We start from the raw sequence: 13,921 nt of genomic DNA on the forward strand, positions 1-13,921 counted from the left end.
GTTGGCGTTATCGATGAACAAGATCATGGTGATTTCGTTCAATAATTGCGTCTTAAACTAATGTCTATATTTATTAAAAATATATTTATAATCAACTGGATATGGTTGTTATCTGATTGTGTTCGTTTTTTTATATTGTTTTTTTAAATACCCGCTATAGGATGCCAAAAAAGAAAACGAATTTTCAAAATAGAACATCCGGCTGCTTCAAAGAGTGACGAGTCGGTCAAACGGGGTAGCTGAGTGGCAATGCTTGAAACAATTTTTCTACACGAAATAGCCGGTACGGCCGTATTAACGCTGCTGGGGTGTGGAGTAGTCGCTAACGTACTGTTGAACAAAACCAACGCTAACAGTAGCGATAGTGTCGTTATCTTTTTTGGTTGGGGGCTAGCGGTTTTTTGCGCGGTTTATGTCGCCTACGACACCGGCGCGCATATAAATCCCGCCGTTACGCTTGCGTTGCTGGTAGGTCCAGCGAATGAGTATGCCCCCGGTATTCCTATCAACAGTGTGACCACCAGCGCCTACTTTACCGCTGAAGTTATCGGTGCCTGGTTGGGTGCAACCGTTTGCTACCTGGCCTATAAAAAGCATTACGATGCTACCGAAAACGCTTCAAGTATATTGGCAACGTTCTCTACAGGCCCGGCCATCCCGGCTTATGGATGGAATTTGGTCACTGAGATCATCGGCACGTTTGTGCTGGTGTTTGTCATTATCATGTTTGGTCATACGCCGTCTGGGCTTGGCCCGCTGGCAGTGGCTCTGCTGGTAGTATCGATCGGTGCTTCGCTAGGGGGGCCAACAGGCTACGCGATTAATCCTGCTCGGGATTTGGGGCCGCGTATCGCCCACGCGCTTCTCCCCATCAAGCATAAAGGGACGAGTAACTGGTCCTACGCTTGGGTGCCCGTGCTCGGGCCCGCTATCGGCAGTGTGCTTGCCGGGCTTGCCGCCTATGTTTATTAAAATCGCCGGGGTTATTAAATCGCCGGGGTTATTAAATCGCTCGGGTTTATTAAATCAGCCTGCTGATTTGATTTTAAAATAATCGTTTAACGTTAACGCTTGAGAGGCATTTCATGAGCCAGAAAAACTACGTCCTCGCTATTGATCAAGGTACCACCAGCTCGCGGGCGATGCTATTTGACCATGAAGGCCGGATAGCCAGCGTAGCGCAGCACGAGTTCGAACAGATTTTTACTCGCCCTGGCTGGGTCGAGCATTGCCCCCGCGAAATCATGACCAGCGTGCTGACCACCTTGACCGAGGTGATTAATAACAGCGGCGTCGATGTCTCCGAAATTGCTTCCATCGGTATTACCAACCAGCGTGAAACCACCGTGGTATGGGACAAACATACTGGTCAGGCCGTGCATAACGCCATTGTCTGGCAGTCGCGTCACTCCGCCGAAATCTGTGATGATCTGCGTGAAGCTGGCCACGCCGATATGATTCGCGATAAAACCGGCCTGGTGATTGACGCTTACTTCTCTGCTACCAAGTTGAAGTGGATTTTCGAGAACGTAGCGGGCGTTAAAGAGAAAGCCGAAAAGGGCGACCTGCTATTCGGTACCATCGATTCATGGCTGGTGTGGAACCTGACCGGCGGTGCCGTGCATGCGACCGATGTCAGCAACGCATCCCGCACGATGCTGTTTAATATCCGTGATCGACAGTGGGACCCGGAGCTGCTAGCGCTCTTCGGCGTGCCGGAGTCGATGCTGCCCGAGATTAAATCTAGCAGTGAAATCTACGGCAATGTGCTGCCTAAGTTTCTGATGGGCCAGGAGGTGCCGATTGCCGGTATCGCTGGCGACCAAAACGCCGCACTGTTCGGCCAGGCCTGCTTTAAACCGGGTATGGCGAAAAACACCTATGGCACCGGCTGTTTTACGCTAATGAACACCGGCACCCACGCCACGCCCTCCAAGAACGGCCTTCTTACTACGGTTGCTTGGGAAGTGGACGGCACGCTGGAATATGCACTGGAAGGCAGCGTGTTTGTGGCGGGCTCCGTTATCCAGTGGCTGCGTGATGGCCTGAGAATGCTGGGCAAGGCGTCTGATTCTGAAGCGTACGCCACGCGCGCTAAAGACAATGACGGCGTTTATATGGTGCCTGCCTTTACTGGCCTGGGCGCACCTTACTGGAATTCCAACGTGCGCGGCGCCATGTTTGGGCTTTCGCGAGGCACCCAAAAAGAGCACTTTGTGCGCGCGGCGGTAGAATCGCTTGCCTATCAAAGCGCCGATGTTCTCAAAGCCATGCAGGCGGATGCCGATATTGCGCTGACCGAGCTGCGCACCGATGGCGGGGCGATATCCAATAATTTTCTTGCTCAGTTCCAGGCCGACATACTGGGGGTGGACGTACTGCGCTGCGAAGTGAGCGAGACCACCGCGCTGGGTGCGGCTTATCTCGCCGGGCTCGCCGTCGGGTTTTGGAAATCACGCGATGAAATCGTCGAACAGTGGGCGTTAGAGCGGCGCTTTACGCCACAGATGAAAGATGCAAAGCGCGACGAACTCTATGCGGGTTGGAAAAAAGCCGTCAACGCGACCATGGCGTTTCACGTAGAGTCCTAAGCTCGACGCTGCAAGCTCAGATGTTTGACAAGCCCCCGGCCCAGGCCGGGGCTTTGCGTTAAAGGCATCGATAGCGCGTCGCTAATCACCGGCAAGTCGCCATGCCTTTTTCTTTACAATCGATTGTGCCTTCGGGTTTACTTGGATGTAGTTAATAATAAAGTGGTTATAACCATTAAAAAGCCCAAAGCTCGAGATGACCAAGGGAAGAAGCGCCTGAATATTTATGCCACCGTGGCAGTACATCGATTGATTTGCGTCAACCAGCGCCCGCTGGAGCGAGGGCATGAATAAAGCCGAACTCTATCACCAGTTAGCACCTGAAGCCTGGCATGAGAAGGGGTTGTCGAAACTCAATCAGCTTATCTGTGTGTTAATTCTGCTTGCCTCCCTTACCGCTATACTGGAAACCGAGTCGGCACTTCGAGCGATGGCGCCAGGGCTATTTACAGTACTGGAGGCTGTGTTTGTCGGTGCATTTACGATTGAATATCTGCTGCGGCTGTATGCGATAGGTGAAGACCCGCGTTATCGCGGTGTTACAGGGCGTATTCGCTATATTTTCTCGTTTTGGGCGCTGGTGGATTTGCTCGCCATTCTGCCTTTCTTCCTGGGTTTCATATCTCATAACAACGCCTTTCTACTGCGGCTGCTGCGTTTGGCGCGCATATTACGCTTGGCGCGATTGGGGCGGTTTAGTCAGGCGTGGTCGGCCTTGGCGAGCGCTCTTAAATCGCGCACCCATGAGCTGTTGCTAAGTGCCGGAGTGGCAGGTTTGTTACTGCTGTTTTCATCCTGCTGCCTATATGTGGTGGAAGCTGCCGCCCAGCCGGAAGCCTTTGGCAGCGTACCACGCGCGTTATGGTGGAGCATCGCTACCCTGACCACCGTGGGCTATGGCGATGTCACGCCGATTACCGCACTGGGTAAGTTTTTTGCAGGCCTAACCGCAGTGGCAGGCATCGGGATTATCGCCATGCCCACAGGCATTCTAGCCGCCGCATTTAGCGATGCGCTGCAAAATAAGCACAGTTCTTAAAGGGAATATCGGGCGTCAGGTTCAGAATGGCTGGATACTTTAGTTAATTCACTACTGACAGTTTTAGCCCTGCAAATACTCCCCCGGCAGGCGTTCGGCCAGAAAATCCATAAACAGCCGGGCGCGCTGGGATAGCGTGGCCTGACGGTAGTAGACGGCATTGACGGCCTGCATTTGACGTTCGGTATGATTGGGCAGTACATCGACCAATGCACCTGCCTTGCGGGGCGTGATGGTCATGAAGTCGGCTAGACAGACGATCCCTTCGCCTTTAAGCGCGAGCTCAATCAGCGTGCTGCCGCTGGAGGCGGAGAGGGCGGGCGTAATGCGTAAGTATTCACCATCGGCACGGCGCAGCGGCCAGCGATTAAGGTGGTCAAGCTGGCTGAAGCCGAGCAGGCTGTGGCGCTCAAGGTCTTCAATGCTTTGTGGAGTGCCCGCGCGCTTAAGGTAAGCGGGGCTTGCTAGAATACGAAGCGGGCTATGGCCCAGGCGCCGTGCATGCAGCGATGAGTCGTCAAGCTCTCCAATACGAATGGCTAAATCCACACGCTGTTCCAGCAGGTCTACAAAACGGTCGTGGGTGTCCAGCTGTAGCGTTATGCCTGGGTAGCGGGCGCGAAACTCACCAAGCACTGGCACAATGACGAACTGCATGAAGCTGGGCGCGGCGTTCACCCGCAGCCGCCCTTGAGGCTGGCCGTGGTGATCCTGAACCGACTCTTCCGCGGCCTCTACTGCGGTTAAAATGCGCCGGCAGTGATCTAAAAACGTTTCGCCCTCTTCGGTTAGCTCCAGGCGCCGCGTGGTTCGGCGCAGCAGAGTAGCGCCAAGCTTGCGTTCCAGGCGATTAAGCGCCCGGCTGACGCCTGACACCGTAATGCCCAACCGTTCGGCGGCGCCGGTGATCGAGCCGCTGTCCACCACGGTGATAAATGCCTGCTGCTCTTCAAGCGTGGTTTTCATGAGCGTTACTCGCACCTGTTCGGTTAACACATGTTTGTTGATTTTATATCAAAAGTCTCTTGCCAGGGGGCGGGTTTTTCCATGTCGGTGAGCATCCCATAATAGCCAACATTCAAGCCATGCAGGTGGGACTATCGCCCATCGACAGGTAAGGTCATCTATTGGGTAAGAGGTTTTTAACGATGAAGATTTTGTTAATCAATGGCGGTAAGCCGTTCGCCCATTCTGGCGGTGAACTCAACAATACTCTGCATGATGTCGCGTGGCGTACGTTAGCCGAGCAGGGCCATGAGGTTCGCGAAACGGTGATTGAACAGGGTTACGAGGTAGAGGCCGAGGTGGAAAAATTCCTCTGGGCGGACACCATCGTCTATCAGATGCCGGGCTGGTGGATGGGCGCGCCCTGGAGCGTTAAACGCTACATTGATGAAGTCTTCACCGCCGGGCACGGCTCGCTCTACGCAAGCGACGGCCGCTCACGCCAGGACCCTACCAAGCAGTACGGCAGCGGCGGCTTATTACAAGGGCGGCGCTATATGCTTTCGCTCACCTGGAACGCGCCGCTGGCCGCCTTTGATGAAGCGGATAACTTCTTTGAAGGGCGCGGTGTCGATGGCGTTTACTTCCCGTTCCACAAGTCTCAGGAGTTTGTTGGCCTGGAAGCGCTGCCCACGTTTATCGCCAACGATGTCATCAAGGCGCCGGACGTTGAGCGTGATATGGCGGCCTATGCCGATCACCTAGCGCGCCTGTTCAGCTAAACAATCTGCCCCGGCCTAGGTGGCATCTGCGCGTGTAGAAACAGGCGCTAGAAGCGCTCAAGCGATGAAGCAATAAACACGATGCACAGTGCCAGCAGGCCAAGTATTCCAAATGCATAGTGCAGCGAGATGAAGTGGGCGGTAAAGCCGATCAACGGCGGCCCGAGCAGCATGCCGCCATAGCCTAGCGTCGCTACGCTTGCGATGGCGACACCAGGTGGCGTATCGGGGTCATTGGCCGCGCGCGAAAATGCCAGCGGCATGATGAGCGCGTAGCCGATACCCAGAAAGAAGAAGCCAAGCAGCGCTGCCATGAAAGTGGCGGGAATGACGGCGAGAAGCACGCCGATGGTGGCTGAGCACCCGGCAAAGCGTGCCGCGTTGGTCGGGCCTAGCCAAGAGATCACGCTGCCACCGATCAAACGCATGATGACCATTGCCAGCGAGAATACGGCGTATCCTATCGCCCCTTGGGCGGTGGTCGCCGAGGTAACGGTGACCAGAAACAGCGCGCTCCAATCGGCGATGGCGCCTTCGCCGAGCGAGGCGCACAGGGCAATAATCCCGACCCAGAGGAGAACGCCATGAGGCAAAGGGAAGCGTTTTGCACCCGCCTGACGTGGCCGCGTTTCAGATTGCCAGCCGATACTCGCAAGCCAGATCATGCTCACATACATCACGATGCCGATAAGTAAAAAGTGGGTAAGCAGCGACAGTTCCAGGCTGATCGTCATATAGCCTGCCGCGGCACCGACACCCGCGCCCAGGCTCCACATGGCATGTAACGATGACATGACCGGCTTTTCGATAAAGCGCTCTGCCTCGCCCGCCCAGCTGTTCATGGTGACATCCATGGCGCCGTGGCCAGCACCGAACAGAAACAGCGCCGCCGCCGTTAGCCAGAGGTCGAAAGCGCAAGCGATCAACACGAGAGCAAGGGTATAGGCGGCTGCAATCGCGAGTGTGGCGCGCGCAGCACCGAAAGTATCCGAGGCTCTGCCCGCCAACGGAAACGAGATCAGCGCGCCGGAGGCCAGCACGAGCAGCAGCAGGCCGAGCCGCCCGCCATCCAGGTCGTGCTGCAATGCCACCGTAGGAATGCGCGAAGCCCAGGTGCCGAACAGCCCGCCATTGAGAAAGAACATGGCGGCTACCGCAAGCCAGACCCTGCGTGGACGAGACATGCAGCACCTCCTTTGCCAAGTGACCAACTTCCGTCGCGTCTTCCGAATTAGAACCAGCGGTTTTGCTTGCATCCCTACTGAATAAGCCGCTTTCTATCACTTGTTTAGTGGTCTTTTACTTCTTGAGTAAAGGGCTTGGCCGGCGGTTGAGGCTCACGCTGCGGGCGCTCGGCCATAATGCGCGCCAAGCGCTCAAGCGAGAGTTCCAGACGCTCAATCAGGCCTTCCAGCAAGACGCGGCGGTCGGCGGGGATATCGCCGTGGGTGGCAATGGCATCTTCCAGCCGTTTTCCCGCTTCACGAATGCCTTGCGGCGCATGGCCGGTCGCGCTGTCTTCAAAGCCGACCGCTAACGCGCGCAGCACATCTTGATGCGCTTCACGAATAAGTGGATGCGGCGCATCGTCAAGCCGGTCGCGCAGGCGCAGGGTGGCGGTGCCTAAATCAAGCCCGGTCAGGCCAAGAATAAACAGATGGCGCTGTTCTTCGGGCAGCATATCGTCGTGCTGAGCCAGGTGCAGCAGGCGGTCGGCCATATGGCCGCTGAACCGGGTTTCGGCGTCGCGAATGGAGCGCCGTCTAAGCTCGTGAATATCGTTGGATATTGCCTTGATCAGGCGCCGCCGCCTAAGCCGAGTTCCCAGCCCCGGCAGCAGGCGAAAGCCCATGACGACGCAGCTCAGGCCGATTACCACTGCAACGACCCGGTTGGCAAAGCTATCGAAAGCGAAGTCCATGCCGTTGCCGGGCATCGTCAGCAGGATATTGAAGATGGTAAAGGCCAGACAGTAGCCCATCGTGGCCGGGTTGGTCGCACCTAACAGGCCTAAAAATAGCGGTGTCCCGAAAATCAGCGCCAGTAGTGGAAAGCCGTTGGCCTGAGAAAGCAGCACATGGCCGAACAAAAACGCGCTGGGAATGGCCGCCAGCATGCCTTTGTAGAACATCATGGTAATCGCTATGGGGTTGTCACGGCTGGCAAAGAAGGCCGAAAACAGAGTGCCCAGCATCATGGCGATCATGGCACTCTGCCAGGCGGTCACAATCCAGAAAACCGCGAGCAGCGAGAACACAATCCCTGAGCGTAACGCATTGATACCCGCCGCCAGGTGGTCGCGATGCCAGGCCAGCGGAGACGAGCGCAATTGATAGCGCCCCGGGGAGGCGATCGCTTCGCGGGCATCAAGCATCACCATGGCGTGGCCAATGGACTCACGTAGCCCCAGACGCAGGCGGCGATCCAGCGGTGCCAAGCTGGTCTCGTCGTTATTTTCATGTACCCGATGGCGTAGCGCTTGAAGCGTTTTTCTGGCTTCTGCAACGCCTTTGTCGTGCTCGGCCTCACGAAACCCCTGAGCCACCTGACAGGCAAGCTCAAGGCTTTGTGGATCAAGCCGGTCGGCATGGTCGTGCATGAGTTGATGCAGCGCCTGCAAATTAGCCAAAAAGCGCAGCGTGCGCCGGGTGAGTACATGGGTTGCGCGCACGCGGCCAGGGCCTACCGGGCCTTCAAAGCGGGCCGCCTGACTATCGGATTCAAGAAGGGTTAACGGCCCTAGGCTGCCGCGCAGGGCCTTCTGCATGGCAGGAATGTCGTCGCTTGCCTCTAAGCGCAGGGCGGCATGCTCGAAGGCTTCGTTGATCACGCTGTCTGCTTGGGTCGCCAGGTGGGTTCCCACGTGGGATGGCCATAGCAGCGAGCTGACCAGCATTGCGCAAACCGCGCCCAGCCCCAGTTCAGCAAGGCGCGCCACTGCGATATCGAAAATCCCCGCAGGCGTGCTGCCGCTGGAAATGACCACAATCAGCATGGCGGTTACCGCAGCCATCAGGCAGCCGTAGGTGTAGTTGTTACGCCACAGCGAGCCGACATAGGTGCACAGCATGATCCAGCCGGTCAGAGTAATCAGCGCGGGTATACGCGCCTGAGCGAACAGAGCCATGATAACGATGCCCGCCACGGCACCGATAAAGGTGCCGCCCAGCTGGCAGATGCCTTTTTCAATCACCATGCCGCTCATCGGACGGATCTGGAGAAACGCCGCCGACATTAGCGCCCAGTAGGGGCGCTCCAGATCAAAAAAAAGCGCCACATAAAGCGCGAGCATCATCGCCAGGGTGGTCTTGATGGCAAATTTGACCGCCGTGGCGTTGGGCATTAGATACGTTTGAACGAACGGCGACATGGGTTACTCAGGCCGTTCATTTTGGGTTTCGGGAGAGCGCTCGGCAGGGCGCTTTGCAGGGCGGACATTAACCGTAGCCGTCATGCCTACGCTCAGCAGCGTTTCATCGGGAATGTCATCCAGGGCGATGCGCACCGGGATGCGCTGCGCCAGGCGCACCCAGTTGAACGTAGGCGAGACCTGGGGCAGCAACTGCTGGTTCAGGTTGGTGTTGCTGTCGGCAATGCCTCGGCCTATTCCCGCTACATGGCCATTGAGGTGCGTGTCGCCGTTCATTAAAACGACGTCCACCGGATCGCCGACGTTAATCGTGGCCATTTTGGTTTCTTCGAAATAGCCCACTATGTAGTAGGAGTTGGCGGCGATCAGCGCCAGCACCGAATTGCCACGATTGACGTAATTACCGGCCGAAAACTGCACGTTAAGTACATGCCCACTGACCGGCGCGGTAATCTGGGTTCTCTCCAGATCTAGCTGGGCGCTTGCTAGATCAGCCTCCGCCTGCTGAAGGTCGGCGGCGGCAATGCGCGAATTCACCTGGGCAACCTGCTGGTCTTCGGCGCTGATCGCGCGGCTGTTGCGCAACTGATTGCGGCGACCTTCTTCGGCCCGATTGAGCTCAAGGGTTGCCTGGCGGTGTTCCACCGTTGCCTGGGCTTTATCTACTGCCGCTTGATAGCGCGCATCGTCGATTTCGAACAGCGTATCGCCCTGGGCAACGTAATCGGTATCGGCCACATTAAGGGTGCGTACCCAGCCGGAGACATCGGGGGCAATGGTGACGACTTCAGCATGCACGCGGGCGTCGCGTGTCCAAGGCGTATAAAGGTAGTAGCGCCATAGCCAGGCACCGGCGGCAATGGCAATCGCGACAATAACAAGGGTGATCAGAATACGTAGCGAAGGGCGCATTAAGGGTCTCTCTTAAGGGCTTTCAAGCAAAATGGTGAAAATAAAGGTGGTGGCGGCTGTGAAGATGACAAAAAGAGAGATGTCGAACCATGCCTCGTACCACAGCGGAGTCTGCCCGACTATCCAATGAAGCAAGGAGCGAGTCACTAAAGTCGCGACAAACCCAATCAATGCGTAAATCAGTAAGGGGCTGAGATAAATGCCGCCAAAGGCGATTTCTTGAAGACCCATAACATCCTTGATGTGGCGTTAAGTCATGTAAAGAGACAAGCGCTGGGTGAGTTATCTGATCGATGCCAGATGGTTTACTCTTATAGCATAGAGAGCTTACGTTGATTTTGCCTGACGGCGATAGGTCGAGAAGCGCCTTCGCGATGATCGCCCACCCCCGGGGAGTGGGCTTTTCTGAGTCGTTCTAGTCTAAGTCGTTCTAGATAGCCTAGCGGTCTCGTTCCAGACTCTGCACCGTTAGATCCAGCGTCTTGTACATATTCAGCCGAGCGGAAAGGCCAATATCCGGATGATTCAGGTCATTGGCGCGTTCTGACGGTAAAATTGGTGCGGTCAGATCATCGGCATCAGTCGGCTCGAAATCGTACTCTTCTCCGATGGTCATGGCGCCGCGGCGGAGCAGGATGCGTAACTGCGCTGGCGTGAGTTCTGGATCTATCGACATCATTGCGGCCAACAGGCCGGCCACCAGTGGGGTTGCGTAGGAGGTTCCACAGTGGGCTTCGCCTTGCTCGCCCTCTATCAGGGAAGATCCGCGCACACAGGCCGCCGCAGTGATATCCACGCGCATATCGATATTCGATGCTTCACGTTTGATCACGTAACGGGGATCTTCCACCGGGACGTCCTCATCACTGCGCTCATGCCCACCCACCACGAACAGCTGCTCGGTCACGAACGAGGAGGGCAGCCGATAATCATCACTCCCAGAAAATGATGATGCGTTGCCCGCTGAGTTCACGACCACCACATCTGGATGTTCTCGGCGCAGCCATAAGAAGAACTCTTCAAGCAGTTCCTCGTAACCGCTCATGGCGATGCCTGAGCGCACTAATGAATCAACCTCGTCGCCGTTAATGTCGGTAGCGCCTACCCGGTGGATGCCCCAGCTCCAGTTGAGCACTCGGACACCGTCTTCCACAAGGTTCACCGAGGCGGCGACATTGGCGGTAATGCCTGCATCTGAATTGCGGTCCACAATCACATCAAAGCCAGGGCCTACCTCGTCCAAGCCGCGTAGAAAACCACTGTTGCCGCCTTCATTCCAGGCCGCGGCCAAAACGCCGGCAACCGTGGTGCCGTGCCCATCGGGCGTGGCGGCATCGCGTGCATAAACACAGGTTCTTGACGAATCTTTACGGCAGTTGCCCAGGTAATCGGCAAAATCCGGCGCATCAAAGTCGACTTCTCGTTCAATGACGCCGATGCGTATGGGCTGCGTCTCGATATCCCCGTTCTGGCGCGGTAGACGCCGCTGGTAATAGTTCACTGCATCCAGAAAGCGATTGGATGCCCACTCCTGGTCATCCGCCGCAGGTGGGCTGTTCGCCTCACTCTCATTGCTTTCTTCTGCGCCGGATTCTTCGACGACGACCGCATCGATGCTGACCTCGCTGCCTAACCTGAGTACTAACGCATCGCGCTCCTCCAGGTTGTCGACGGGTAAGCGCAATTGATAGGTATTGAGCGGCGGGATCATGCCGACGACTTCAGCGCCGTATTTTTCTGCCAGCCGCTGGGCCTCCTCAGCACCGTCGTAGTCTTCTTCAATGATCAGACTGATCAGATCCACGTAGGTGGTAATGTCATCCATGTTCTTGGCGGTCTCTTGATCCGTGGCCGCCAGCACATGGCTGCCTCTGAGGCTGACCCAAACCGGATTGCTGGACTGTTCGTGCTGCTCGAACCACAGAGGACCGCTTTGCACATCGGCGCTATTGATGCGCACCCGCACTCGATCTCCATCGTGGTCAAGGCCTTCTGCGTGAAGTGGGGTGCCGTTGAGCTTCACTTGAAAATCGGTGTCATGCAGCCCGCTGACACGCAGGCAGAATTCTTGAATATCCATCGCCAGCAGATTGCCACAGCGTTGCAGTTGTTCAACTCGTAAAGGTTGCTCACCCTGTGAAGGCTGCTCAGCAGCTGCGCTAGTCGCTATTAACACCAATGTCAGCGCAGCAACCAGGCGGCCCGCGCCACAATATTTTACTGTCATACTCATGCTCCAGACGGCATTCAACACAATGGCATTCAACCCAATGGGTATTCGATTGGCTGCACGTAGCATAAACGTATTCGCTGAATGGAACATGAATACGCTGTCCTCCCAGCAGCTGCATTCGTACGACACTTAATGCTCAACTTACCTTTATGGTTGCCGCGTACGTTATGCTAGTCATTACTTTGCTAATGATTAATCCGCCCCCCAAGGAGTTTTAGCGCACATGATTGAAGCAAGAGGACTCACCCGCCTGCCACTGCGTAACGTTGCCTTTGTTGCCTGCTGGTGTCTGTTGGCTATTTCACTCATAGGGCTGTCCTTCTCGCTTATATGGTTATTGGGTGTAGTGGTGTTTGGTGGCCTTGTATTGCTTGGGTTACATGACGTGCGCCAGCGTAAGCGCACGGTGAGCCGTAACTATCCTGTGCTGGCGCATATTCGGTATTTTCTGGAGTCGATTGGCCCGGAAATACGCCAGTACTTTATTCAGTCGGATTTGGATGAACGGCCCTTTTCCCGCGAGCAGCGTGCCGTGGTCTATCAGCGCGCTAAAAACGAGAGCGACAAGAAGCCCTTTGGTTCGCTTCGGGATATGTATCAGCCGGGCCATGAGTGGATTAATCACTCGCTGCTTCCCCATACCATTGAAGACGCTGACTTTCGCGTTCAGGTGGGCGATCGTCGCTGTAGCCAGCCCTACTTTGCCAGCGTGTTTAATATTTCGGCGATGAGCTTTGGCTCGCTCTCCGGTAATGCCATCGAGGCGCTGAATGCCGGCGCTTACAAGGGTGGCTTTTATCACGACACGGGCGAAGGCTCGATCTCTCGCTACCACCGCTTGCATGGCGGTGATTTGGTCTGGGAAATAGGCTCCGGCTACTTCGGCTGTCGCCATGAGGACGGCACGTTTAACGCCGAGCGCTTTGCCGCCAACGCAGCGGATGATCAGGTTAAGATGATCGAGATCAAGCTTTCTCAGGGCGCCAAGCCAGGCCACGGGGGCATATTGCCCGCAGCCAAGGTAACCGCCGAGATTGCTGAGGCAAGAGAAGTGCCTATGGGCCAGGATGTGATTTCTCCTGCCGCCCATTCAGCGTTCGCAACCCCGCTGGAGTTAATGAGCTTTATTGGCCAGCTGCGCACGCTTTCCGGCGGCAAACCGGTTGGCTTCAAGCTGGCGATTGGTCACCCCTGGGAGTGGTTTGCGATCGTTAAAGCCATGCTGGAAAGCGGTGAAAGGCCGGATTTTATTGTGGTGGATGGCGGTGAAGGCGGAACCGGCGCTGCGCCGCTTGAGTTTATCAACCGTATGGGGGTGCCGCTCACCGAAGCTGTAACGCTGGTGCACAACACGCTGGTGGGCGCTGGGCTTCGCGAGGAGATTCGAATTGGCGCGGCAGGCAAGATTACCTCCGGCTTTAATATTGCCCGCACCATGGCGCTGGGGGCCGATTGGTGTAATGCGGGCAGGGGGTTCATGTTTTCTCTAGGGTGTATCCAGGCGCTCAACTGCCACTCCGATAAGTGCCCAAGCGGCGTGGCTACTCAGGATCCCAACCGCAGCCGCCATTTGGATGTTGCCGACAAAACAGACCGCGTATACAACTTTCACCGCAATACCTTAAAAGCGTTGGCGGAAATGCTGGGTGCCGCCGGGCTTAGCCATCCTAGTGAGCTGGGGCCTGAGCATATTATTCGCCGGGTGTCAGAAAATGAGATTCAGTCGTACGACCAGATGTTTACTTTTTTAAAGCCTGATGAGCTGCTCACTGGAAAATGCGAACACACGGTTTTTAAGCAGTACTGGGAAGATGCCCGGTCAGACTCATTTTTGCCCTCTTCCAGAATTGCCCGACTGCGGCTTACCAAGCTGGAGTAAAGCTTAGGCGTAAGGCACGTTAGCGCCGCCTGGGTAGGACTAAAGCCTGACTAAGCTGATAAGACGGTCAGGCTTTGGCTTGCTTGATCCACATAGGTAGGCTGTAATTCGTTTCACCACTGACACGGATAAAACAGTGTTACCTACTGAACGTTGGTGGACAAACGTCG

General features: G+C 56.0%; 11 protein-coding genes. 5 read left to right on the plus strand and 6 right to left on the minus strand.

The window, feature by feature from the left end; all coding sequences use genetic code 11:
- Positions 1 to 249: 249 nt before the first annotated feature.
- The 3 genes from INT20_RS04835 (at position 250) to INT20_RS04845 (ending at position 3,630) form a co-directional block, all read left to right on the plus strand.
- Positions 250 to 972: an MIP/aquaporin family protein gene (locus INT20_RS04835; protein ID WP_193055400.1), complete on the plus strand. Its 723-nt coding sequence runs from the start codon at positions 250 to 252 to the stop codon at positions 970 to 972.
- Positions 973 to 1,085: 113 nt separating this feature from the next.
- Positions 1,086 to 2,591 carry a glycerol kinase GlpK gene (glpK, locus tag INT20_RS04840; protein WP_193055401.1) on the plus strand — a complete coding sequence of 502 codons (1,506 nt, stop codon included), beginning with the start codon at positions 1,086 to 1,088 and terminating at the stop codon, positions 2,589 to 2,591.
- Between the two features lie 286 nt (positions 2,592 to 2,877).
- Positions 2,878 to 3,630, plus strand: coding sequence for a potassium channel family protein (locus INT20_RS04845; protein ID WP_018917951.1), 753 nt, complete (start codon positions 2,878 to 2,880; stop codon positions 3,628 to 3,630).
- Between the two features lie 63 nt (positions 3,631 to 3,693).
- Here INT20_RS04845 and INT20_RS04850 read toward each other — a convergent pair whose 3' ends face one another.
- Positions 3,694 to 4,596 carry a LysR substrate-binding domain-containing protein gene (locus tag INT20_RS04850; RefSeq protein WP_193055402.1) on the minus strand — a complete coding sequence of 301 codons (903 nt, stop codon included), beginning with the start codon at positions 4,594 to 4,596 and terminating at the stop codon, positions 3,694 to 3,696.
- 182 nt (positions 4,597 to 4,778) lie between these two features.
- Here INT20_RS04850 and INT20_RS04855 point away from each other — a divergent pair, with 182 nt between their 5' ends.
- Complete coding sequence (locus INT20_RS04855; RefSeq protein WP_193055403.1) at positions 4,779 to 5,357, plus strand: NAD(P)H-dependent oxidoreductase; 579 nt, start codon at positions 4,779 to 4,781, stop codon at positions 5,355 to 5,357.
- Between the two features lie 47 nt (positions 5,358 to 5,404).
- Here the strand turns inward: INT20_RS04855 and INT20_RS04860 are convergent, their stop codons facing one another.
- The 5 genes from INT20_RS04860 to INT20_RS04880 all read right to left on the minus strand — a co-directional run bounded on the left by INT20_RS04860 (position 5,405) and on the right by INT20_RS04880 (position 11,866).
- Positions 5,405 to 6,541: an MFS transporter gene (locus INT20_RS04860; RefSeq protein ID WP_193055404.1), complete on the minus strand. Its 1,137-nt coding sequence runs from the start codon at positions 6,539 to 6,541 to the stop codon at positions 5,405 to 5,407.
- Positions 6,542 to 6,645: 104 nt separating this feature from the next.
- Entirely contained in the window at positions 6,646 to 8,727 is a 2,082-nt protein-coding gene (locus INT20_RS04865) for an FUSC family protein (RefSeq protein WP_193055405.1), read from the minus strand.
- Positions 8,728 to 8,730: 3 nt separating this feature from the next.
- Complete coding sequence (locus tag INT20_RS04870) at positions 8,731 to 9,639, minus strand: efflux RND transporter periplasmic adaptor subunit (RefSeq protein ID WP_193055406.1); 909 nt, start codon at positions 9,637 to 9,639, stop codon at positions 8,731 to 8,733.
- Positions 9,640 to 9,651: 12 nt separating this feature from the next.
- Positions 9,652 to 9,870 carry a DUF1656 domain-containing protein gene (locus INT20_RS04875; RefSeq protein WP_193055407.1) on the minus strand — a complete coding sequence of 73 codons (219 nt, stop codon included), beginning with the start codon at positions 9,868 to 9,870 and terminating at the stop codon, positions 9,652 to 9,654.
- Between the two features lie 208 nt (positions 9,871 to 10,078).
- Positions 10,079 to 11,866: a S8/S53 family peptidase gene (locus INT20_RS04880; RefSeq protein ID WP_193056515.1), complete on the minus strand. Its 1,788-nt coding sequence runs from the start codon at positions 11,864 to 11,866 to the stop codon at positions 10,079 to 10,081.
- A 229-nt stretch (positions 11,867 to 12,095) separates the two neighbouring features.
- Here INT20_RS04880 and INT20_RS04885 point away from each other — a divergent pair, with 229 nt between their 5' ends.
- Entirely contained in the window at positions 12,096 to 13,751 is a 1,656-nt protein-coding gene (locus INT20_RS04885; RefSeq protein WP_193055409.1) for an FMN-binding glutamate synthase family protein, read from the plus strand.
- The last annotated feature ends 170 nt before the right edge of the window (positions 13,752 to 13,921 follow it).

This window comes from Halomonas citrativorans (genome assembly GCF_014898005.1).
Lineage (GTDB): Bacteria > Pseudomonadota > Gammaproteobacteria > Pseudomonadales > Halomonadaceae > Vreelandella > Vreelandella citrativorans.